Source organism: Streptomyces sp. NPDC012637 (genome assembly GCF_042954805.1).
GTDB lineage: Bacteria > Actinomycetota > Actinomycetes > Streptomycetales > Streptomycetaceae > Streptomyces.
The window spans coordinates 785,824-808,067 of record NZ_JBIBDS010000003.1; the positions used below are offsets into that span (position 1 = coordinate 785,824).

The window sequence follows — 22,244 nt, forward strand, 5'->3', positions numbered from 1 at the left end:
GTCTCCTGTGGGGGTTCCACCGCCGTGAACAGCAACACCTTCCGCCTGCCCGCACGCCGCACCGCCGCCGCGGCCGCGGTCGCCACCCTCGCCGTCGGACCGCTGGTCCTCGCGGCGCCCGCCGCCCAGGCCACCGGCGGCAGCGGCGAGCAGGGCGGCGAAGGCCATGCCACCGCCGTCGTGCTGCGCACCGGGCTCGACGTCAACCTGCTCAACAAGGCGGTGAGCGTGCCGCTGCGCGCCTCCCTCAACGAGGTCGAGGCCCCTGCGAGCGCCGAGAAGACCGCGCTCAGCGTGCGCGTGACGGGCGCCGAGGGCGGCAAGCCGGTCGATGTGCTCAAGGCGGACGTCGCCACCTCCGAGGCGACCGTGGAGGGGAGCACGGCCAAGGGCTACGTCAACCTGGTCAAGGCCCGGCTGCACGTCCCCGGACTGCCGCTGCTCTCCCTCGTCGAGGTCGAGAAGGTCACCTCCAAGGCCGTCTGCGAGGCCGGCAAGCGCCCGGTCGCCGAATCCAACCTGCTGGGCCACGTCACCGTCCTCGGCAAGAAGACCACCCTGTCGACCGGCGGACAGACCAAGGTGACCGTGCCCGGCGTGGGAGAGGTCGTCCTCGACCTCTCCCGCACCTCCACCACCTCCCGCACGGCCGCCGCCACCGCCCTCGAACTGTCGGTGGAGGTCAACCCGCTCAAGCTCAACGTCGCCGAGGTCAAGGGCAAGGTCACCCTCGCCGAGGCCACCTGCGCCACCCCGCGCGGCACCAGGCCGACCGACAAGCCGACCGAGAAGCCCAGCGAGCAGCCCTCGCAGCAGCCGTCCGAGCGGCCCTCCGGACAGCCGTCCGCGCAGCCCGGTGACGACACGGGCATCAGCACCCAGAACGGCGGCACCACCCCGACCGGGAACCTCGCCGAGACCGGCGGCAGCTCCATGACCCCGTACCTGGCCGGCGGCGCGCTCCTGCTGCTCGGCGTCGGAGGCGGCGCCGTCGTCCTGGCCCGCGGGCGTGCCCGCGCCCGCGGCTGACCGGCCCGAAGGGGGAGAAAGCGGGGAGAGGGAAGGGGTGGTGCCTGACCGGCACCACCCCGACTCTCCGTCAGCGGCAGAACGAAGCCGCCCCCGGAGGTGTCCCGGTGCGGCAGGGCATCAAGGGGCGGGGGTGCTCGTGGCGCGGAACCGTCGGGGCCGCCTGCTGAGCGGCGGCGCTCGGGCCGGACCCGCGGCGCGGGAGGGCTTCGACGCGGCCGATGGCGTTGCCGAAGAGTTCGGTGAACCAGACGGCCTGGTCGGGCCCGGTCGCGATGTTGAAGGGCACCTTGGCCGCGCCTTGCGGTACCGCGAACTCGGTGATCTCCCCGCTCGGCGTGATCCGACCGATCAGGCCGGACTGCTCGGCGAACCACATGTTGCCGTCGGGGCCACGGGTGATGCCGTCGGCGCCGCTGAAGGGGGTCGGCAGCGGGAAGAGCGTGAGGGTGCCCGACTCGGTGATCCGCCCGATGTGCTCGGACGCGGTGAACCACATCCCGCCGGGGCCGGCCGCGATGTCCGACGGGAACTCGAACCCGGTGGGCAGCGGGTACTCGGTGACGTTGCCGGAGAAGTCGACACGGCCGATCTTGCCCGCGATCGTCTCCGTGAACCACACACCGCCGGGGCCGGCCGCGATGTGGTACGGGAAGCTGTCCGGCGTGGGGATGGCGTACTCGGTGACCGTTCCGTCGGCCCGCATCCGCCCGATCTTGTTCGTGCCGTTCTCGGTGAACCACAGGGCGCGGTCGGCACCGAGCGTGATGCCGAGAGGGAAGCTGCCGGCCACGGGCAGGGGGAACTCCGTGACCGTGCCCGCCGTCGTGATCCGCCCGATCTTGTCGCCGAAGCCCTCGGTGAACCACAGGGCCCGGTCGGGGCCCCGCGTGATGTCGAAGGGGAAGCTCGACGCGGTGGGTACGGCGAACTCGGTGACGGTGCCACCAGTCGTGATGCGTCCGATCCTGTTGGCCTCGGACTCGGCGAACCACAGCGCCCGGTCCGGTCCCGCCGTGATCCCGGCGGGGAAGCTCTCGGGGGTCGTGATCGGGTACTCCGTCACGTCCCCCACGTCGGCCCTGGCGGGAGCGGTCTGCATCGTGACCGCGAGGAGCGCACCCACGGACGCGGTGAGCAGGCGGTCGAGACGTCGTCGGATCGTCGGCGTGCCCGGCATGGACCAGCCCCTTTGCGGTGAGCGACGGAGAGTGACAAGTGACGGCTTATCAGCTCACCCTCGGAACCGCCGGGCCCGCGCCGATGAGCCGGCCGGGAACCAGCCGACTGCCGTAGGCGACGGCACCCGGCGCCACCCCCGTGCCGCTCAGCCCAGCATCAACAGCGCCTGGTCCAGGGCCTGCAGGAACCGGTTCGTCGTCACCCGGTCCCGCACCGCGAGCCGCAGCCAGTTCCGGTCGAGCCCCGGGAAGGTGTCACCGCGCCGGGCCGCGAAGCCCAGCGACCGCAGCCGGTCCCGCACCGCGTCCGCGCCCTCGATCCGTACGAGCACGAACGGGCCCTCCGCCGCCGCGACCGCCCGCACCTCGTCGAACTCGGCGAGCCCCGCGAGCAGGTGCGCCCGCTCCACGCCGATCCGGTGGGCCGCCTCCTCCGCCTCCAGGAGCGCCATCGGCGTCATGCACGCCTCCGCCGCCACCAGCGCCGGCGTCGACACCGGCCACAGCGGCTGGACGCGCTCCAGCGCGGCGATCGTCTCCGGCTCGGCGAGCACGTAGCCGATCCGCAGGCCCGCGAGGCCCCAGGTCTTCGTCAGGCTCCGCAGCACCACCAGACCCGGCACGTCCGTCCGCGAGGCCAGCGACTCCCGCTCACCAGGGACCGCGTCCATGAACGCCTCGTCCACGACCAGGGTCCGCCCCGGGCGGGCGAGCGACGCGATCGCCGCCGCCGGGTGCAGCACGGACGTGGGATTGGTCGGATTGCCGATCACGACCAGGTCCGCGTCCTCCGGAACCGTTGCCGGATCCAGCCGGAAGCCGTCCTCCTCGCGCAGCAGCACCCGCTCCACCTCGTGCCCGGCGTCGCGGAGCGCCGCCTCCGGCTCCGTGAACTGCGGGTGGACGACGACCGGCCGCCGCGCCGGCAGCGCCCGCGCGAGCAGCACGAAGGCCTCCGCCGCGCCCGCCGTGAGCAGCACCCGGCGGGCCGGCAGACCGTGCCGCTCGGCGACCGCGGCCCGCGCCGCCCGGCCGTCCGGATAGGCGGCGAGCCCCGTGAGCGAGTCCGCGATCCGCTCCCGCAGCCAGGCCGGCGGCGTGTTCGTCCGCACGTTGACCGCGAGGTCGATCAGCTTCTCGTCCCGGACCTCGGCGTCGCCGTGGTGTCTCAGGTCGTGCGCGTCAGCGGAAGTGTCCGCAGGAGGGTGGATGTCCATGGCCGCCGTCGTGTGGGGGGTGGGGATGGGGATGGTGCCTGTGGGGGGAGTGTGGGGCTCGCCAGCGATGTACCCGTGAGTATCGGGCAACAACCGTGCGCCTGGGGAGTCTTCGTTCGGACGAAGTGGTACGGAACGGGCAATGGCGCAGGTCACACGACTGCTCTTCCGCTTCGGCACCAGCAGCACCGCACCCGGCCCCGCCCCCCGCAGCGCCGCCGCCTCCGCCACCGACGCGGTGCCGGTCGCCGCCAGCGGAGCCGCCGACGGATGCGGTACGGCCACCTCCGCGAGCTCCCCGCTCCGGAAGGCCCGCACCGGCACCCCGAGCCGCACCGCCGCCCCGGCGATCCCCGGCTCCGCCGCCCGGGCGTCCAGCGTCGCGAGCGCCGTCACGTCCCCGGCCGTGAGACCCGCCTCGCCGAGCGCCGCGCCGACGAGCCGGAGCACCTCGTCCACCACGACGCCCGACCGGGCCCCGACACCCACCACGACCGTGGGTCGGAGGTGCGCGGAGGAGGCGCCGTCCGATAGCAAGGGCCCATGGCTGTAGTCGTCGCGCTCGGCGCGTTCCTCATGACGCTGTTCGGCGGCTGGACGGCCCAGCGCGTCACCGACCGGCGCCACCTGGTCCTCGGCCTCGCCGGCGGCCTCATGCTCGGGGTGGTCGGACTCGACCTGCTGCCCGAGGCGTTGGAGGCGGCCGGCGAGAAGGTCTTCGGCGTCCCGCAGGCGCTGCTGCTCTTCGTCGGCGGCTTCCTCCTCGCCCACGTGGTGGAACGTCTCCTCGCCGTCCGCCGCGCGGCCCACGGCGTCGAGGCGTACTGGGGGCCGGCGCCGGGCGCTTCGACGAGGGCCGGCGGCCGGGAGACGGGCGGGCGCGTCCCCCAGGTGGGGATGACGGCCGCCGCTGCCATGGTGCTGCACAGCCTCATGGACGGCGTCGCGCTCGGCGCCGCCTTCCAGGTCGGCGGCGGCATGGGCGCCACCGTCGCGCTCGCCGTCATCACCCACGACTTCGCCGACGGCTTCAACACGTACACGATCACCAGCCTGTACGGGAACGCCCGCCGCAAGGCCGTCGCCATGCTCGTCGCCGACGCGGTCGCCCCGATCGTCGGCGCCGGCCTGGCCACCCTGTTCACCCTTCCGGAGGAACTCCTCGGCAGCTATCTCGGGTTCTTCGGCGGCGCCCTGCTCTACCTCGCCGCCGCCGAGATCCTGCCCGAGGCCCACCACGAACACCCCGCCCGCACCACCCTGCTGTGCACGGTGGCCGGCGTGGCCTTCATCTGGCTCGTGGTGGGACTCTCCGGCGGCTGAACTCACGCGCCGGGCCCGCCGACGGCCGCGCAGCGCCCGACGAGACGCACGGCGGCCTCCGGGGCTCCCGCCCAGTGCGTGTGCACGTAGCTGGCGTGCACGCCGTCCTGGACGAAGCCCTCCACCCGCCGCTCGGGCTGCCGCAGCCCCCAGGCCGCCTGCGGCCCGGCGCCCGGCTCGATCACGGTCCGGTGGAACTCGTGCCCGCGCATCCGCGTCCCGGCCGCCGCGAGCACGCTGTCGCTCACGGCCACCGCGTCCCGGTACCCGAGCGTGAGCCGCTCCGTCATCCGCGCGTCCGCGTCGAGCACACCGCACATCGGCCGCCCGTCCAGCGACCGCGCGAGGTAGAGCAGCCCGGCGCACTCGGCGGCGACGGGCGCCCCCGACGCGGCGAGTGCGGCCACGGCCTTCCGCAGGGGCTCGTTGGCGGACAGCTCCTCCCCGTACACCTCGGGGAAGCCGCCGCCTATCACCAGGCCGCTCGTGCCCTCGGGGAGGGCCTCGTCACGGAGGGGGTCGAAGGTGACGACCTCGGCGCCGGCTGCGGTGAGGAGTTCCGTGTGCTCGGCGTACGAGAAGGTGAACGCGGCTCCGCCCGCGACGGCGACGACGGGCCGTCGCCCGGTCCGCGGCGACTCCGCGACCTCGGCCGACCACACCTCGTCGGGCAGCTCCGGCGCCGACCGCGCCAGCGCCAGCAGCGCCTCCAGGTCGCAGCCCCGGCGCACCTGTTCCGCCTGCGCCGCGACCGCCTCCACCGCCTGTGCCTGCCGCTCGGCGACCGGCACCAGGCCCAGGTGCCGCGACGGCGTCGCGACCGCCGGGGCGCGCCGCAGCACGCCCATCACCGGGACGCCGGACTCCTCCAGGGCCTCGCGCAGCAGCGCTTCGTGCCGGTCGGTGGCGACCTTGTTGAGGATCACCCCGCCGAGCCGCACCTCCGGGTCCCAGGACGCGAAGCCGTGCACGAGCGCGGCCACCGACCGGGACTGCGAGGAGGCGTCCACGACGAGCACCACCGGCGCCTTGAGCAGCTTCGCCACCTGCGCGGTGGACGCCAGTTCGCCCTGGCCCGCGGCCCCGTCGTACAGGCCCATCACGCCTTCGACGACCGCCAGGTCGCAGCCCCGCGCGCCGTGCGCGAAGAGCGGCGCGACCAGCCCTGTGCCGCACATGTACGCGTCGAGGTTGCGGCCCGGGCGGCCGGTCGCGAGGGCGTGGTAGCCCGGGTCGATGTAGTCCGGCCCGACCTTGTGGGGCGAGACCGCGAGACCACGGCCGGCGAACGCGGCCATCAGGCCGGTCGCGACCGTGGTCTTGCCCGCGCCCGAGGACGGGGCGGCGATGACGAGACGTGCTACCACTCGATGCCCCGCTGGCCCTTCTGACCCGCGTCCATCGGGTGCTTCACCTTCGACATGTCGGTCACCAGGTCCGCGAAGTCCATCAGCTCCTGCGGCGCGTTGCGGCCGGTGATGACGACGTGCTGCTGCCCGGGACGGTCCCGCAGCACCTCCACCACCTCGGCCGTGTCGATCCAGCCCCAGTGCAGCAGGTACGCGAACTCGTCGAGGACGTAGAACTTGTACCTCTCCTCGGCCAGGTCCCGCTTGACCTGCTCCCAGCCCTCGCGCGCCTTCTCCTCGTGCGACTGCTCGCCCTCGGCGACCTCGCGCTGGATCCAGGACCAGCCCTCGCCCATCTTGTTCCAGACGACCGTGCCGCCCTTGCCGGTCTCGCCGAGCGCCTTCAGGGCGTTCTCCTCGCCGACCCGCCACTTGGCGGACTTCACGAACTGGAACACCCCGATCGGCCAGCCCTGGTTCCAGGCGCGCAGCGCCATGCCGAACGCGGCGGTCGACTTCCCCTTGCCGACGCCCGTGTGCACCATCACCAGCGCACGGTTGCGGCGCTGACGGGTGGTCAGACCGTCGTCCGGAACGACGGTCGGCTGTCCCTTAGGCATTACGCGGCCCTCCTGGCGGCAGAGTGGTTGCCTTGTACGTTTCTGACGAGCCCGGCGATCGAGTCGGCGCGCAGCTCGTCCAGGGTGACGGCGGTGCCGCCCAGATCACGGGCGAGGTTCCCGGCGAGGCCCAGCCGCACCGGTCCCGTCTCGCAGTCCACGACCACAGCGGCCGTGCCCTCGGCCGCGTGCAGCCGCGCGGCGCGCGCCGCCAGCCCCACCGGGTCCGGGCCGCCGCCGGTCGCGCGCCCGTCCGTCACCACCACGAGCAGCGGCCGCCGGGACGGGTCCCGCAGCCGCTCCACGCGCAGCACGTCGTGCGCCTTCAGCAGACCCGCCGACAGCGGCGTACGGCCACCGGTCGGCAGCTGCTCGAGCCGGGCCGCGGCCGCGTCCACCGACGAGGTCGGCGGCAGCGCGACCTCCGCCGCCCGGCCCCGGAAGGTGACCAGACCGACCTTGTCGCGCCGCTGGTAGGCGTCGAGCAGCAGCGAGAGCACCGCGCCCTTGACCGCACCCATCCGCTGCCGGGCCGCCATCGAGCCCGAGGCGTCCACCACGAACAGGACCAGATTGCCCTCGCGGCCCTCACGGCTCGCCTGCCGCAGGTCGTCCCTGCGCACCACCAGGCCCCGGCCGGTCCGGCCGCGCGCCTTCTGGTGCGGCGCGGCGGCCTGCACCGTCGCCGCCAGGTGCAGCTTGGTCAGCGCGCCTCTGGGCCGGGTCGCGCCGGTGGTCCTGCCGTGCTCGGTACGGGCCCGGGAACGGCGCCCGGCCGCGCCCTCGCCGAGGCCGGGCACGCTCAGCATCTTCGTACGGAACGGCTCGCCGGCCTTGACGGCGGCGCGCTGGCCGGCGCCGGGGCGGGCGCCCGGGCCGGCCTCCTGGGGTGCGGGAGCCGGCGCCTCCTCGGGCGCCGGGTCGCTCTCGGGCGCGGGCCCCTCGCCCTGCGGCGGAACGCCGCCGCCACCGCCCGGGCCGCCGGGACCTCCGTCGCCCGGACCGTCCGGCTCCGGGTCGTCGTCCGGCTCCTCGCCCTTGAACTGCTCCAGGGTCTCGTCGAGCTTGTCCTCGTCGAGGCCGGGCGCGTCGAAGGGGTTGCGCCGCCGCCGGTGGGGGAGCGCGAGCAGCGCCGCCTGCCGCACGTCGTCCGACGTCACCTCGGTCCGTCCGGCCCAGGCGGCGAGCGCCGTCGCCGTACGGGCCATCACGATGTCGGCGCGCATGCCGTCCACCTCGAACGCGGCACAGGTCGCGGCGATCTGCAGCAGCGCCGCGTCCCCGAGCACCACCCGCGGCAGCAACGCCCGTGCGGCGACGATCCGTTCCCGCAGGGCGCGTTCCTCGTCCGCCCAGCGCGCGGCGAACGCGGCCGGGTCGTCCTCGAACGCGAGCCTGCGCCGCACCACTTCCACCCGCTGCCCGGGCTCGCGCGAGGCCGCGACCTCGACGGTGAGCCCGAACCGGTCGAGCAGCTGCGGCCGCAGCTCGCCCTCCTCGGGGTTCATGGTCCCGACGAGCAGGAAACGGGCGGCGTGCCGCACCGAGACGCCTTCACGCTCGACGTACGAGGAACCCATGGCGGCGGCGTCGAGCAGCAGGTCGATCAGGTGGTCGTGGAGGAGGTTGACCTCGTCGACGTAGAGGATGCCCCGGTGGGCGTCGGCGAGGAGGCCCGGCTCGAAGGCCTTCACGCCCTCCGCGAGCGCCCGCTCGATGTCCAGCGCACCGACGAGCCGGTCCTCGGAGGCGCCGACGGGCAGTTCGACCATCCGCGCGGCCCGCGCGTCGGCCCCGGCGTTCTCGTGGGGCCCGTCCGGGCAGCCCGGGTCGGGCGCGACCGGGTCGCAGCTGAAGCGGCAGCCCGCGACGACGGCCACGGAAGGCAGCAGCTCCGCGAGCGCGCGGACCGCCGTGGACTTGGCGGTGCCCTTCTCGCCCCGGACCAGCACACCGCCCACCGCCGGGCTGACGGCGTTCAGCAGCAGCGCGAGCCGCAGGTCGTCCATGCCGACGACGGCGGTGAACGGATAGCGGGTGCTCATCGGGTGGTCACTCCTTCGAGAGGTACGGAAGTCGGGGCGGGGCGGCGCCGGGCGGTCACGGCGCACCCGGCGGCACGAACGGCAGGCCCTGCGGCACGCCCTTCTCGATCAGCCGGAGCAGCGCGTCCGTGTCGGCGTGCTCCTCGATCAGGTCGCCGAGGCGGTCCAGCTGCTCCTCGCGGAGCGTGCCGAAGGACGTGTCGGGCGCCGGGACGAAGCGGCGTCCGGCCGCGGCCGCCACCTCCCGCAGGAACGCCCGGCGGAAGCCGTCGCTCTCCAGCGAGCCGTGCCAGTGGGTGCCCCACACCGCGCCGACCCGGCAGCCGTCCAGGAACGGCGTGCCGCCGAGGACCTCCGCCACGCCGTGGTGGATCTCGTAGCCCTCGACCCGCTCGCCGAGCGCCTCGCCGACCGGCCGGGCCAGGGTCTTCTCGACCCCGAAGCGGATCCGGACGGGCAGCAGTCCGAGCCCGTCCACCACGCCGGCCTTCGATTCGACCTCGTCCTCGATCCGCTCGCCCAGCGCCTGGAAGCCGCCGCAGATGCCGAGCACCGGCCGTCCCTCGGCCGCCCGGCGGGCGAGGGCGTCGGCGAGACCGCGCTCCCGCAGCCAGGCCAGCGCCTTGACCGTCCCGCGGGTGCCGGGCACGACGACCAGGTCCGCGTCGACGAGCTCCTCGGGCCGGTCCACGAACCGCACGACGACGCCCGGCTCGGCGGCCAGCGCGTCCACGTCGGTGAAGTTGGACATCAGCGGGACGGCGCAGACGGCGACCCGCAGCACGTCCTCGCCCACCGGCGGTGCCACGACCGACTCGCGGACGGTGCCCCGCAGGGAGACCCGCAGCCCGTCCTCCTCGTCGATGCCGAGGCCGTGCGCGTACGGCAGGACACCGAAGGTCCTGCGCCCGGTGAGGCCGTGCAGCATGTCGAGCCCGGGCTCCAGCAGGGTCACGTCGCCGCGGAACTTGTTCACCAGATATCCGGCGACGAGCTCCTGGTCCTCGGGCGCGAGCAGCGCCGTCGTCCCGAAGAACTGGGCGAACACCCCGCCCCTGTCGATGTCGCCGACGACCACGACGGGCAGCTTCGCGGCCCGCGCGATGCCCATGTTCACGATGTCCGTGCGGCGCAGGTTGATCTCGGCCGGACTGCCCGCCCCCTCGCAGATCACGGCGTCATACGTGCCCCGCAGCTCCTCCAGGCACGCCATCACCGGCTCGAACAGCGTCTGCTGACGCCCGCCGTGGTAGCCGCGGGCGCTCATCTCGCCGACCGGCTTCCCCATCAGCACGACCTGGCTCGACCGGTCGCTGCCGGGCTTCAGCAGCACCGGGTTCATCAGCGCGCTCGGCTCGACCCGCGCGGCCTGCGCCTGCATGGCCTGCGCCCGGCCGATCTCCGCGCCCTCCCGGGTCACGAAGGAGTTCAGGGACATGTTCTGTCCCTTGAACGGCGCCACCTTCACGCCCTGCCGGACCAGCCACCGGCAGATGCCGGCGGTGACGACGCTCTTGCCCGCGTCGGACGTGGTCCCGGCGACCAGCAGCCCCCCGCCCCTCATGCGCTCCTCCGCTTCCTCGCGCTCACCGCGTCCGCGATCAGCCTGCCGCCCACACAGACGGCCAGGGTCAGTCCGGTGACCCGGCGGGACAGCCGCACCGCCCGGTCGATGTCGGCCACCTCGACGGCCCGCCCGGCCCCGTTCAGCACCGGCCGGTGCTCCACCCGCCCGCCGTACGACAGGGTGCCGCCGAGCCGTACGCCGAGGGCGCCCGCGAAGGAGGCCTCCACCGGGCCGGCGTTGGGGCTCGGGTGCCTCCCGGCGTCCTGCCGCCAGGCCCGCACCGCTCCGCCCGGGTTCCCGCCCGCCGCCGCGGCGAGTACGGCGGTGAGCCGGGCGCCCGGCCAGCCGGCCACGTCGTCGAGACGGGCCGAGGCCCAGCCGAACCGCCGGTGGCGCGGGGACCTGTGGCCGACCATCGCGTCGAGGGTGTTGACCGCCCGGAAGCCGAGCAGCCCGGGCACGCCCGCGACCGCGCCCCAGAACAGGGCGCCCACCACGGCGTCGGAGGTGTTCTCGGCGACCGACTCGACCACGGCACGGGCCATCGCCGGCCCGTCCAGGGCCTGCGGGTCGCGGCCGACCAGGTGGGGCATCCGCTCCCGGGCCACCTCCAGGTCCCCGGCCTCCAGCGCCCCGCCGATGGCGCGCGCCTCCCGGCCCAGGGTCGTACCGCCGACGACCGCCCACACGGAGGCGGCGGTCAGCGCGACGGACGCGGGCCGGCTGTCCCGTACCGCACGGGCGGCGAGGGCGCCGAGCGCCACCGTCCCGCCGGCGCAGAGGGCCGTGTGCAGGGCGCCGCGGCCGCGGTCGTCGCGCCACAGCCGGCGTTCGACGGCGCCGGCGGCGCGGCCGAAGGCGGCGACGGGATGGCCGCGGCGGGGATCGCCCGCGAGCAGGTCGACGGCGAGGCCGACGGCCGCTCCGTACGCGAAGGTCGAGGTGGCACGGGAAGGTCTGGGGCCGCGGCCGGGCATGGCGCTGTGTCCTCACTCAGGGTCCGCGCCCTGGGTCGACGTGACCGGCGGCGAGAGTTCCTGACTCCTGGCCCCTCGGGGCCGGTCACAGTGGCGGGACCGTGCCGGATTCGCACCGGACTTCCTCTGCTTGCCGCCGTATTGGCCCCGGCAGTCCACCACGCTGCGCGAACAGCCGTCAACTCACCCTTGACCTGCGTCGGGTCACTGTGCGGAGCACCACAAACACGACGGCCGGGCGGCCCGCACACGAGGTGCGGACCGCCCGGCCGGAAGGGTCTGCCGTGCTCCGTCGGACGACGGTCAGGCGACGATCAGGTAGATGCCGTACGCCACGGCCGCGACGCACAGGCCGAAGCAGGCGTAGGCGCCGGTGCGGGCCAGGGCGGCGGAGCCGCCCTGCGCGGCGGCCTGCTCCTGCTTGGAGAGGCCGACGATGCCGAGGGTGAACAGGCCCACGATGGCGACGGTCGCCACGAGGCTGACTCCGAAGACGGAGCCGAGAGCTGCCCAGTCGATCTTCATGCTTGGTTCCAGTTCCTCAGACCGCGGCGGCGGGGGCCGGGGGAGCGGCGGGGTCCGCGGGGTTCGGGGCGGGGATGGTGGTCTTCAGGTCCTCGTCGGTGACGGCGGCGACGGAGCCGGCCGGCGGCGGGGTGACGGCCGCCATGGCGGTGGTCACGACGCCCGCGGGCTCGGTGCCGGACGCGGTCTCGCTCTCGACGTCGTTGACGTTGGTGTGGTCGACGACCTGGCGGCGGGAGACGAGCCAGATGCCGATGCAGGAGGCGACCAGGAAGGCCGCGACGACGTAGACGCCCCAGTCGCCCTGGCGGGCGACGTACTCGGAGCCGGCACCGACCAGGCCCGCGGCCGGCAGGGTCAGACCCCAGGCGACGAACATGCGGGTGGCGGTCGACCAGCGGACGACGCCGCCCTTGCGGCCGAGGCCCGCGCCCATGACGGCGCCGGAGACGGAGTGCGTGGTCGAGAGGGAGAAGCCGAGGTGGGACGAGGCCAGGATGACGGTGGCCGCGCTGGTCTGGGCGGCGAAGCCCTGCTGCGGCTGGAGGTCGGTGAGGCCCTTGCCCATGGTGCGGATGATGCGCCAGCCGCCGAGGTAGGTGCCGAGCGCGATCGCCAGACCGGCGGAGACGATGACCCAGACGGGCGGGTTGGAGCCGGGGGCGAGGACGCCGCCGGCGACCAGGGCGAGGGTGATGATGCCCATCGTCTTCTGGGCGTCGTTGGTGCCGTGCGCGAGGGAGACGAGACCGGCGGACGCGATCTGACCGGCGCGGTAGCCCTTGTCGGTCGTCTTCTTGTCGGCCTTCTTGTCGAGGCGGTACGTCAGGCGGGCCGAGAGCATCGCGGCGATGCCGGCGACGAGCGGGGCGGCGACCGCCGGGATGAGCACCTTGGTGACGACGACGTCACCGTTGACACCGCTGAGGCCGATCGAGGCGACGGTCGCGCCGATCAGACCGCCCATGAGGGCGTGGGAGGAACTGGACGGCAGTCCGACCAGCCAGGTCACCAGGTTCCAGAGGATGGCGCCGACGAGCGCCGCGAGGATGACTTCCGGTTGGATGCCCTCCTCGTTGACGAGTCCCTTGGAGATCGTCTTGGCGACCTCCACCGACAGGAAAGCGCCGACCAGGTTCAGCACGGCGGACATGGCCACCGCCGTCTTGGGCTTGAGAGCACCGGTCGAGATGGTCGTCGCCATCGCGTTGGCGGTGTCGTGGAAACCGTTCGTGAAATCGAACACGAGAGCTGTCACGACCACAATCGCGAGCAGCAGCGTGATGTGTTCCATTTACCCAGGCAATCGTTTGACGTCAGTGGCTCGTCGAACGTAGGCAACCTGAGTGAACGGAAGGTGAACTGGGTCGGGCGCAGTGGTGTCCCTAAGCAGGGTTCGGAGGTTCCGCTTCCACTTTCATTCGTACGCGTGTCCACGATGTGGTCGCCTGCGACCCCGGGTAATCCGGGCGCTTCCGGGGCGCGTACGACTCCCGCCGCTTCCACCACACTCACCCCGTATCACCCCATGGACAACCCGGGGCGCGGCTCAGCCGCACGGAGGACCCGCCGAGGAGACGCACGTCACTCGAAGGGGGGCCCGCCCGGTGGCAGGCCGGGGCCGGGCTGCCGACACTGGGAGCGTGCGCCCGGCTACAGCGACGGCAGCGGCCGTCACCACAGTGACAGTCCTCGGCGCGGCCGCGGTGGCGGCCGGCCGCTACGCCAGCGATGCCGCCCTGGGGGTGCCGTCAGGACGCCCCTTCCCCGGTGATCCGAAGCTCACCGTGCACGCCACCGGCCCCGGCCGGATCACCCTCACCCGCAGCCTGGCCTCCCTGCGCCCCGGCACCTACGGGATCGAGGCCGGTGGCCTGCACGCGGTGATCGGCCCCGTCCTCGACCGGGTCCCGCACACCGCCGACACCGTGGTCCGCCGGCTCGAGCGGGTCGAGCTCGGCACCCTCGGCCCGGGCGTCAAGGTCCGGCTCACGCCGCAGCTGCACTGCGGCACGCCCGAGACCGCCCTCGGCCTGCCCTACGAGGACGTCGACATCCCCGGGGAGCTCGGCATCCTGCCCTCCTGGTTCGTCCCCGGAGCGCGCGCCACCTGGGTGATCGCCCTGCACGGCCTCGGCACCACTCGCGAGCACCCGCTCAACCTGCTCCCCTTCCTCCACCGCCGGCAGGTCCCCGTCCTGATCCCCGCCTACCGCGGCGACGCCGGCGCCCCCGACGCCCCCGACGGGCTCGCCCACCTCGGCGACTCCGAGTGGCGCGACGTCGACGCCGCCATCCGCTACGCGATCCGCCGCGGCGCCGCGAACGTCGTCCTGCACGGCTGGGGCACCGGCGCCGCCATGGCCCTGCACGCCGCAGCGAGCTCCGGGATGCGCGACCGCATCCGCGGCCTCGTCCTCGACTCCCCGGTCCTCGACTGGGAGGCCACCCTGCGCAACCTGGCCGCCGCCCGCCGGGTCCCCGCCCCGCTGCTCCCGCTCACCGTCCGCGCCGCCCAGGGCAGGACCGGCCTCCACGGCGACCGGCTCCAGGAGGCCGCCGACCCCGACGCCCTGCGCGTCCCGGTCCTGCTCTTCCACGGCCCCGACGACAGCATCGCCCCCGCGGACCGCTCCCGGCGTCTCGCCGAGCTCCGCCCCGACCTCGTCACCCTGACGACCGTCCGCAACGCCCCGCACGCGGCCATGTGGAACGCCGACCCGCTCCGCTACGAGGAAGCCCTCCGCCGCTTCCTGACCCCGCTCGTCTAGGCCGTTTCCTCCGGATCGGGCCGGACACGCCGCGGACCCGGCCGAGATCCGGAAGAGACGGCCCAGGGCCCGTCCGGCCTCCCGGGCGCCGGAGCCGGGGGCCTCGTGGCGGCGTCGCCGATTCCGATTGGGCTTTCGGGCCGTCAGCGGGAAGACTGCCCTCCGTGACGTCTCGAAAGCCCGATGAACACTTCGCGCGCAACTCCAGACTCCGACTCGTCCGTCCGGGGGCCCTCGCCACCGCACGAAAGGCCGTGACGACCCGGCGCACCCGCCCGGCGCCGCGGCCGCCCGAGGGGACACCGCCCCGCGCGGAACTCGCCCACCAGGCGCGGGCCGTGCTGGCCGACGCGGTACGGATCGCCCGCTGGGCCGCCGTCGAGCGGCGGGCCGAGACGGCACCACCGGACGGCGAAACGGCCGCCGCCGCACTCGACCTGACCCCCGGACAGGTCCGGGCCGGCTGGGACCGGGCCCGGCTCGCCGGACTCGTCGAGCTGCACGGCGACTCCGCCCGCCCGGGCTGGCGGCTGCACGCCTGGGACCGCGACGACTCCGCGGTGCTGCGCGGCTGGGTCGCCCTCTTCGACGCCTGGTCGCTCGTGCACCCGGCGCCCGATGCCGTCGCGCCCGGCGCCGTCGCCGAGGTCGTCGAGGCCGTCCCCCAGGTCCTCTCGCTGCTCCAGCTCTCCGCCGGGCCCGTCACCGTGACCGGCCTGCTCGACCTGCTCGAGCAGCGCGTCGAGGAGCTCCGCGAGGAGCGCTGCGAGGTTCCCGCGCCTGGCGCCCCCGCCGAGCCGGCCCCCGCGGCCGAGGGCCTGCCCGCGCTGCTCGACTGGGCCCTGGAGGGCCTGGCCGCGGTCGGCGCGCTCACCCTCGGCGCGAGCGCCGACGGCCGCCACGCCACCCTCACCCCGCTCGGCAACTGGGCGGTCTGGGTCAAGCTGGAGCAGATCTGCGTGGCCGCCCAGAGCCCGGCCGGCAACATCGAGCAGTCCGCCGAGGACATGCTGCGCGGCTGCGCCCGGCTCACTCCGGGACCGGCCCGCGACGAGTACCGCGCCTGGCTCGCCGCCCGCACCCTCTCCAGCGCCGTCGCGGAGCTCCTCGCCGTCGCCCGCGGCGAGGACGCCCTGCTGCGCGGCCTCGCCTTCGAGGCCCTGCGGGTGGTCGGCGCGCCCGCCGAGTCCGAGGTCCGGGCCGCCCTCGCGGAGGTCTCGCTCCGCCCGTACGCGCTGCTCTGGCTCGCCGAGTACGAGGGCGCCGACCCGGACGAGGCGCCCGAGGTGCTGACCCGTGAGGAGGCGACCTGGCTCTGGGTGGACACCGCGGCCGCCGTCGCCGACCACGGCGAGAGCGCGCTGCTCGTACGGCACCTCGACTCGGCCGTCCAGGGCACCGTCCCGGCCCTGCTCGACGAGGTCCGGGCCGTCGGCCACCCGCGCACCGTCCAGGTCCTGGTCGCCCTGGCCGCCGCCCACCCCGACCCGGCCCTGGCGAAGGCGGTCCGCCGGGCCGCCTTCCAGGTCCACACGGGCGGGGCCTGAGCTCCGGACGGGATCAGCCCGTGACGCCGGGGACGTACGTCCCGAAGCTCCACACGTTGCCCTCGGCGTCGCGGGCGATGTAGTCCCGCGAGCCGTAGTCCTGGTCGGTCGGCGGCATCACGATCTCCGCGCCGGCCGCCACGGCACGCTCGTGGTGTGCGTCCACGTCGGTCACGTGGACGTACACCCCGGTGGGGCCCGCCCCGGCCATCAGCTTGTCGAACTCGCTGCCCGTGCCCTTGCTGCCGAGCATCACCTTCCCGTTGCCGTACGAGAGCTCGGCGTGCGCCACCAGGCCGTCCTCGCCCTCGTACACGGCGTCCACGGTGAACCCGAACGCCTCCGTGAGCTGCCTGATCGCGGCCTTCGCGTCGTCGTACGTCAGTGCCGGACAGATGTCAGGGGCCTCGGCCATCCCGATCACTTCCTCTCGTGGGATCCGGGTCGACGGTGTGACCTGGGTCTCAGTCTGGCAGTCGGGGCCGACATCCCGGGGGAGGCGACGGAAGGCTCACCGGAAGGTGTTGCAGCGCGCCATGTCACCCGTCGTGTAGCCGGTGGAGAACCACTGCCGGCGCTGTGCCGCCGAGCCGTGGGTCCAGTTCTCCGGGGTGACCCGGCCCTGGAAGCGCTCCTGGATGCGGTCGTCGCCCACCGCGGCCGCCGCGTCGAGGCCGTCGCGGATGTCCTCGTCCGTGAGCCGGGTGAGCAGCGGCCGGCCGGTCCTGTCGTCGGGCGTGGTCGTGGCGTGGCGCGCCCACACGCCCGCGTAGCAGTCTGCCTGGAGCTCCACCCTCACCGCGTCGGAGTTCGCCCCGGTCCGCCCGTCCTGGGCGCGGGCCAGGGTGCCCATCAGGTTCTGCACATGGTGCCCGTACTCGTGCGCCACCACGTACGCCTGGGCGAAGGGCCCGCCGGTCGCGCCGAACTCGGTGCGCAGCTCGTCGAAGAAGCCGAGGTCTAGATAGACCTGCCGGTCGCCGGGGCAGTAGAAGGGGCCGACCGCCGAGCTCGCCGTGCCGCAGGCCGTGGGCACCCGCCGGCTGAACATCACGGTCGACGCGGCCCCGTACCGCCCACCGCGCCGCGCGTACTCGGAGCGCCAGTAGTCCTGCACGCTGTTGACCACCGCGACGATCCGGCAGTCCTGACGGGCGTTGGCGTCCGAGCCCTTCTTGCACGTCTGCGCCACCTGGGCCGCCGACGAGGAGGTGGCGGCCGGTTCGTCGCCGCCGGAGGACAGGCCCAGCTGCTCCGGGCCGACCCCGAAGAGCACGCCCAGGACCAGGGCGATCAGCCCGATGATCCCCCCGCCGACCGTGGCCCTGCCGCCCGGGACGCGGCTGCCGCGGACGTCCTTGACCTCCGAGGTGTCCAGGTTGGCGTCGTCGTCGAACTGCATGGCCACCGCCCTCCGCGTTTGTGGCGAGTATCGGGCAGCGCGGAGTGCTCCACCCCTTTTGCATGGCATGCGTGGAGTGCGGGGGCTTGCGCGGATCCCCATGGAATCGCGGTGATCCGTGTGGATTACGTCACCTGTGATCTGTGGCCTAAAAGCAGTTGCAAGCGCCCGTTAGACTGGCCGCATGGCCATTCTCCCCGTGCATTAGCGGCGTCGAAGCCCTTTTCAGCCGTCTTTCCGCCGTTTCCCACCGCCCTGGAGTCTGTCCGTGATCACCGCTTCCGGCATCGAGCTGCGCGCCGGCGCCCGCGTCCTCATCGAGTCCGCTTCGTTCCGCGTCGCCAAGGGCGACCGCATCGGCCTCGTCGGCCGCAACGGAGCGGGCAAGACCACCCTCACCAAGTGCCTCGCGGGCGAGGGCCAGCCGGCCGGCGGCACCATCACCCGCTCCGGCGAGGTCGGCTACCTGCCGCAGGACCCGCGCACCGGCGACCTCGACGTGCTCGCCCGCGACCGCATCCTCTCCGCCCGCGGCCTCGACGTCCTCATCCGCAAGATGCGGCAGAACGAGGAGCGCATCGCCAACGGCAGCGGCGCGACCCGGGAGAAGGCCCTCAAGCAGTACGAGCGCCAGGAGACCGAGTTCCTCACCAAGGGCGGTTACGCGGCCGAGGCCGAGGCCTCCACCATCGCCGCCGCCCTGGGTCTGCCGGACCGGGTCCTCGGCCAGCCGCTGCACACCCTCTCCGGCGGTCAGCGCCGCCGCATCGAGCTCGCCCGGATCCTGTTCTCGGACGCCGACACCCTGCTCCTCGACGAGCCCACCAACCACCTCGACGCCGACTCGATCGTCTGGCTGCGCGACTACCTGAAGACGTACCGCGGCGGCTTCATCGTGATCTCCCACGACGTCGACCTGGTCGAGACCGTCGTCAACAAGGTCTTCTACCTCGACGCCAACCGCTCGACGATCGACGTCTACAACATGGGCTGGAAGCTCTACCAGCAGCAGCGCGAGGCCGACGAGAAGCGCCGCAGGCGCGAGCGCCAGAACGCCGAGAAGAAGGCCGCCGCGCTCAACTCGCAGGCGGACAAGATGCGCGCCAAGGCCACCAAGACGGTCGCCGCCCAGAACATGGCCAAGCGCGCCGAGCGGCTGCTCTCCGGCCTCGAGGCGGTCCGGGTCTCCGACAAGGTCGCCAAGCTGCGCTTCCCCGAGCCCGCGCCCTGCGGCAAGACCCCGCTCACCGCGGAGGGCCTGTCCAAGTCCTATGGGTCGCTCGAAATCTTCACCGATGTGAACCTCGCGATCGACAAGGGCTCGCGCGTGGTCATCCTCGGCCTCAACGGCGCCGGCAAGACCACCCTGCTCCGGCTGCTCGGCGGCGTCGAGCAGCCCGACACCGGCGAGGTCACCCCGGGTCACGGCCTCAAGCTCGGCTACTACGCCCAGGAGCACGAGACCCTCGACCCGGACCGCACGGTCCTGGAGAACATGCGCTCCGCCGCGCCCGACCTCGACCTGGTCGAGGTCCGCAAGGTGCTCGGCTCCTTCCTCTTCTCCGGTGACGACGTCGACAAGCCGGCCGGGGTGCTCTCCGGCGGCGAGAAGACCCGGCTCGCGCTCGCGACGCTGGTGGTCTCCTCGGCGAACGTGCTGCTGCTCGACGAGCCCACGAACAACCTCGACCCGGCCAGCCGCGAGGAGATCCTCGGCGCGCTGCGCACGTACAAGGGCGCGGTCGTGCTCGTCACCCACGACGAGGGCGCCGTCGAGGCGCTCGACCCGGAGCGGATCATCCTGCTCCCGGACGGCGTCGAGGACCTGTGGGGCGCGGACTACGCCGACCTGGTCGCCCTGGCCTGATCCGGCCGGCCCGGAACGGCGGCCCGGTCGATCATGCCGGGCTGGATCATTCGGCTCATGGGTGATCCTTCATCTGAGTGAGAGCATCTCGTACCCCCGGCGCGAGGCCTGCGGAATCCTTCCGGCAGGCCTCGCGCCGTACTCGTACGCCCGCGATGGCGCTGACCTGGGACTTCCCGGCTGAGGGGGCTCCGGAGCGGGTTCCGGAGCCCGCGGAACGATCAATTCCGGTCGTGTCGGTCGCTTCGGCCCGGGCCAAGCTGTCGGCACGGACCTTGTCGAATGGGTGGCCAGGACGTCCGGGAGGGGTGATCATGAGAAGTCCAGAGCGCACTTCCCATGAGGAGGCACGGGTGGCCGAGACTCTGAAGAAGGGCAGCCGGGTGACCGGCGCCGCGCGCGACAAGCTCGCGGCAGACCTGAAGAAGAAGTACGACTCCGGTGCGAGCATCCGGGCGCTGGCCGAGGAAACCGGCCGCTCCTACGGATTCGTCCACCGGATGCTCAGCGAGTCCGGAGTCACGCTGCGCGGACGCGGCGGAGCGACACGGGGCAAGAAGGCGGCCTCGGCCTGACATCGGGGCGGCTTGGCCGGTCCACCGGGTCTTTCGGTGGCCACCCGGTCGACCGCGCGGTCGACCGGGTGGTTACTGTGCAGTCACTTAGCATCTGACACACCAGTGCTGCAGTGCTGCACCGTAACCGGGAGGCGCCCCATGACTACGCTCGACGACTCCGAGCACGAAGAGCTCGTTTTCGACAAGGACGGTGTACGGCTCACCGTCGAGGACGCCGTTGCCACGGTGACCCTGACCAACCCGGCGAAGCGCAACGCCCAGTCTCCCGCTCTGTGGCGGGCGTTGACGGAGGCCGGCCGGTCACTGCCGGGCAGCGTGCGGGTCGTGGTCCTGCGCGGTGAGGGCCAGTCCTTCTCCGCCGGCCTCGACCGGCAGGCGTTCACGCCCGAGGGCTTCGACGGCGAGCCGTCCTTCCTGGAGATGGCGCACGGGCCCGACGCGGACCTCGACGCGCTCATCGCCGAGTACCAGGAGGCTTTCACCTGGTGGCGCCGCAGCGACATCGTGTCGATCGCGGCCGTCCAGGGACACGCCATCGGCGCCGGCTTCCAGCTGGCCCTCGCCTGCGACCTGCGGGTCGTCGCCGACGACGTGCAGTTCGCCATGCGCGAGACCAGCCTGGGCCTCGTGCCGGACCTCACCGGCACGCACCCGCTCGTCTCCCTCGTGGGCTACGCCCGCGCCCTGGAGATCTGCGTGACCGGCCGCTTCGTCCGCGCCGAGGAGGCCGAGCGCATCGGCCTCGCCAACCTCGCCGTGCCCGCGGCCGAACTCGACGGTGCCGTACGGGACCTCGGCACCGCGCTGCTCGCCGCGCCGCGCTCCGCCGTCATCGAGACCAAGGCCCTGCTCCAGGGCGTCTCCGGCCGGTCGTACGAGGAGCAGCGCGTCGCCGAGCGCGCCGCCCAGGCGCGCCGGCTGCGCGACCTGGCGGGCCTCGGCGACTGAGCGAGCCGACCTCACCGCACGTCCGACACCACCACCGTGACCGTCGTCGCCCCCGGGGCGGCGGCGGTCACGGCCGTCCGGAGGGCCCGGGCCACGTCGAGGGGCCGGTGGCCCGACGTCACCGCCACCTCGACGCGCACTCCCGCGGCCGTCCGGGTGACCGGGCCGCCGAAGGCGTCGGTCAGGGCGGCCACGCCCGGCACCGCGAGGGCCGCGAGCGCGGCGGGATCGTCGGGTGCGGGCGGCGAGGTTCCCCCGGGCGGCTCAGTGGGGGCGGCGAATTCCGGGGGCGCGTCGAGGAGGTCCGTCACCCGCAGGTCCACCTCCGCCACCGACAGGCCCAGCGAGCCCTCCGCCGTCTCGAGCAGCGCGGTCCGCAGCCGGTCCGCGAGCTCCCGCAGCGGGCGGCCCGCCACGGCCGCGAAGTCCAGCGTGATCCGCAGCGGAGCGGGCGGCAGCCCGCCCGGCGGCACGGGCAAGGGGGCGTCTCCGCCCGGGGAACCCGGGGCTTCTCCGCCCGAGGGGTCCGGGGCGGCCCCGCCGGGTGAGCCCCCTGCGTCGCTGTCCGGGGCGCGGCCTTCCGCGAGCCGGAAGCGCGGGCGCTCCGGCGCCACGCCCCGCACTCCACGGGCCGCCGCCATCAGCGTCGCCCGTACCGTCCGCTCCGCGATCCACGCGCCGTCCGCCGCCTCGCCGAGCGGCAACAACCGGTCCGTCATCATTCCTCCAGCCTGCCGCATCTCTGGCGCGAGACCGGGCAAGCGCCCTTAGGGTGGGTCGAACAAGGGCAAAAGCCTCACGGAAGGACGGATGGCGATGGCTGACAGCGCGCACTCCGACCAGCAGAACCCGGTGACCAAGCGCGGCGGCGGCGATCCCGCGTCCCGGGGCCGTACCACGATCGCCGACGGCGTCGTCGAGAAGATCGCGGGCCTGGCCGCCCGCGACGTCGTCGGCGTCCACGCCATGGGCAGCGGTCTCTCCCGCACCCTGGGCGCGGTCCGCGACCGCGTGCCCGGTGGGGGCAGCGGGAAGTCCGGCGTCACCAGGGGCGTGAAGGCCGAGGTCGGCGAGGTGCAGACCGCGCTCGACCTGGAGATCGTCGTCGACTACGGCGTCTCCATCTCCGACGTCGCCGGCGCGGTCCGTGAGAACGTCATCGCCGCCGTCGAGCGGATGACCAGCCTCGAGGTCGTCGAGGTCAACATCGCCGTCAGCGACGTCAAGCTGCCGGAGGACGAGGAAGAAGAGCCGGAGACGCGGCTCCAGTAGCCGCTGACCGGCCGGCGGAAAGGGCT

At 73.9% G+C, this 22,244-nt stretch carries 20 protein-coding genes and 1 riboswitch; of the genes, 8 read left to right on the forward strand and 12 right to left on the reverse strand.

What is annotated here, in order from left to right:
- Window positions 1–24 precede the first annotated feature (24 nt).
- Window positions 25–1,029 carry an SCO1860 family LAETG-anchored protein gene (locus tag ACFY8W_RS16615; protein ID WP_391105371.1) on the forward strand — a complete coding sequence of 335 codons (1,005 nt, stop codon included), beginning with the start codon at window positions 25–27 and terminating at the stop codon, window positions 1,027–1,029.
- A 70-nt stretch (window positions 1,030–1,099) separates the two neighbouring features.
- On the opposite strand, the gene ACFY8W_RS16620 is transcribed toward ACFY8W_RS16615, so the two are convergent.
- Both ACFY8W_RS16620 and cobC read right to left on the reverse strand, forming a co-directional pair.
- Window positions 1,100–2,209, reverse strand: coding sequence for a hypothetical protein (locus ACFY8W_RS16620; protein ID WP_391105373.1), 1,110 nt, complete (start codon window positions 2,207–2,209; stop codon window positions 1,100–1,102).
- A gap of 147 nt (window positions 2,210–2,356) precedes the next feature.
- Complete coding sequence (gene cobC / locus ACFY8W_RS16625) at window positions 2,357–3,919, reverse strand: Rv2231c family pyridoxal phosphate-dependent protein CobC (protein WP_391105375.1); 1,563 nt, start codon at window positions 3,917–3,919, stop codon at window positions 2,357–2,359.
- Window positions 3,920–3,970: 51 nt separating this feature from the next.
- On the opposite strand from cobC, the gene ACFY8W_RS16630 reads away from it, so the two are divergent.
- Window positions 3,971–4,750, forward strand: coding sequence for a ZIP family metal transporter (locus ACFY8W_RS16630; RefSeq protein WP_391105377.1), 780 nt, complete (start codon window positions 3,971–3,973; stop codon window positions 4,748–4,750).
- Between the two features lie 2 nt (window positions 4,751–4,752).
- Here ACFY8W_RS16630 and ACFY8W_RS16635 read toward each other — a convergent pair whose 3' ends face one another.
- The 7 genes from ACFY8W_RS16635 to ACFY8W_RS16665 all read right to left on the reverse strand — a co-directional run bounded on the left by ACFY8W_RS16635 (window position 4,753) and on the right by ACFY8W_RS16665 (window position 13,127).
- Entirely contained in the window at window positions 4,753–6,117 is a 1,365-nt protein-coding gene (locus ACFY8W_RS16635) for a cobyrinate a,c-diamide synthase (RefSeq protein ID WP_391105379.1), read from the reverse strand.
- Window positions 6,111–6,719, reverse strand: a complete 609-nt coding sequence (cobO, locus tag ACFY8W_RS16640) for a cob(I)yrinic acid a,c-diamide adenosyltransferase (protein WP_391105381.1) — start codon at window positions 6,717–6,719, stop codon at window positions 6,111–6,113. The genes ACFY8W_RS16635 and cobO overlap by 7 nt, the downstream gene beginning before the upstream one ends.
- Window positions 6,719–8,764 (reverse strand): putative cobaltochelatase, encoded by a 2,046-nt coding sequence (locus tag ACFY8W_RS16645; protein WP_391105383.1) that lies wholly within the window; start codon window positions 8,762–8,764, stop codon window positions 6,719–6,721. Before ACFY8W_RS16645 ends, cobO begins: the two co-directional genes overlap by 1 nt.
- 55 nt (window positions 8,765–8,819) lie before the next feature.
- The gene (locus ACFY8W_RS16650; protein ID WP_391105385.1) at window positions 8,820–10,328 is read right to left on the reverse strand and encodes a cobyric acid synthase; all 1,509 of its coding nucleotides are present in this window, start codon (window positions 10,326–10,328) and stop codon (window positions 8,820–8,822) included.
- Window positions 10,325–11,308: a cobalamin biosynthesis protein gene (locus ACFY8W_RS16655; RefSeq protein ID WP_391105387.1), complete on the reverse strand. Its 984-nt coding sequence runs from the start codon at window positions 11,306–11,308 to the stop codon at window positions 10,325–10,327. The genes ACFY8W_RS16650 and ACFY8W_RS16655 overlap by 4 nt, the downstream gene beginning before the upstream one ends.
- 53 nt (window positions 11,309–11,361) lie before the next feature.
- Window positions 11,362–11,436, reverse strand: a riboswitch (adenosylcobalamin (AdoCbl) riboswitch).
- Window positions 11,437–11,611: 175 nt separating this feature from the next.
- Window positions 11,612–11,833 (reverse strand): hypothetical protein, encoded by a 222-nt coding sequence (locus ACFY8W_RS16660; protein ID WP_391105389.1) that lies wholly within the window; start codon window positions 11,831–11,833, stop codon window positions 11,612–11,614.
- 16 nt (window positions 11,834–11,849) lie between these two features.
- Entirely contained in the window at window positions 11,850–13,127 is a 1,278-nt protein-coding gene (locus tag ACFY8W_RS16665) for an inorganic phosphate transporter (RefSeq protein ID WP_391105391.1), read from the reverse strand.
- Between the two features lie 349 nt (window positions 13,128–13,476).
- Between ACFY8W_RS16665 and ACFY8W_RS16670 the strand changes: the two genes are divergently transcribed.
- Window positions 13,477–14,604: an alpha/beta hydrolase gene (locus tag ACFY8W_RS16670; RefSeq protein ID WP_391105393.1), complete on the forward strand. Its 1,128-nt coding sequence runs from the start codon at window positions 13,477–13,479 to the stop codon at window positions 14,602–14,604.
- Window positions 14,605–14,768: 164 nt separating this feature from the next.
- Window positions 14,769–16,151: a hypothetical protein gene (locus ACFY8W_RS16675; RefSeq protein WP_391105395.1), complete on the forward strand. Its 1,383-nt coding sequence runs from the start codon at window positions 14,769–14,771 to the stop codon at window positions 16,149–16,151.
- A 13-nt stretch (window positions 16,152–16,164) separates the two neighbouring features.
- On the opposite strand, the gene ACFY8W_RS16680 is transcribed toward ACFY8W_RS16675, so the two are convergent.
- Together ACFY8W_RS16680 and ACFY8W_RS16685 are read right to left on the reverse strand one after the other, a co-directional pair.
- On the reverse strand, window positions 16,165–16,566 hold the full coding sequence (locus ACFY8W_RS16680; RefSeq protein WP_391105397.1) for a VOC family protein: 402 nt from the start codon (window positions 16,564–16,566) through the stop codon (window positions 16,165–16,167).
- Between the two features lie 96 nt (window positions 16,567–16,662).
- Window positions 16,663–17,553 carry a neutral zinc metallopeptidase gene (locus ACFY8W_RS16685; protein ID WP_391105399.1) on the reverse strand — a complete coding sequence of 297 codons (891 nt, stop codon included), beginning with the start codon at window positions 17,551–17,553 and terminating at the stop codon, window positions 16,663–16,665.
- A 268-nt stretch (window positions 17,554–17,821) separates the two neighbouring features.
- Here ACFY8W_RS16685 and ACFY8W_RS16690 point away from each other — a divergent pair, with 268 nt between their 5' ends.
- From ACFY8W_RS16690 to ACFY8W_RS16700, 3 genes are all read left to right on the forward strand, one after another.
- A complete protein-coding gene (locus ACFY8W_RS16690) occupies window positions 17,822–19,420 on the forward strand; it encodes an ATP-binding cassette domain-containing protein (RefSeq protein ID WP_391105401.1) in 1,599 nt (532 codons plus the stop codon).
- Between the two features lie 353 nt (window positions 19,421–19,773).
- Window positions 19,774–19,995 carry a helix-turn-helix domain-containing protein gene (locus ACFY8W_RS16695; protein ID WP_006123601.1) on the forward strand — a complete coding sequence of 74 codons (222 nt, stop codon included), beginning with the start codon at window positions 19,774–19,776 and terminating at the stop codon, window positions 19,993–19,995.
- Window positions 19,996–20,136: 141 nt separating this feature from the next.
- Entirely contained in the window at window positions 20,137–20,946 is an 810-nt protein-coding gene (locus tag ACFY8W_RS16700; RefSeq protein ID WP_391105403.1) for an enoyl-CoA hydratase-related protein, read from the forward strand.
- An 11-nt stretch (window positions 20,947–20,957) separates the two neighbouring features.
- Here ACFY8W_RS16700 and ACFY8W_RS16705 read toward each other — a convergent pair whose 3' ends face one another.
- Window positions 20,958–21,668, reverse strand: coding sequence for a hypothetical protein (locus tag ACFY8W_RS16705; RefSeq protein WP_391105405.1), 711 nt, complete (start codon window positions 21,666–21,668; stop codon window positions 20,958–20,960).
- 88 nt (window positions 21,669–21,756) lie between these two features.
- Here ACFY8W_RS16705 and ACFY8W_RS16710 point away from each other — a divergent pair, with 88 nt between their 5' ends.
- The gene (locus ACFY8W_RS16710; RefSeq protein ID WP_391105407.1) at window positions 21,757–22,218 is read left to right on the forward strand and encodes an Asp23/Gls24 family envelope stress response protein; all 462 of its coding nucleotides are present in this window, start codon (window positions 21,757–21,759) and stop codon (window positions 22,216–22,218) included.
- Window positions 22,219–22,244: the final 26 nt, after the last annotated feature.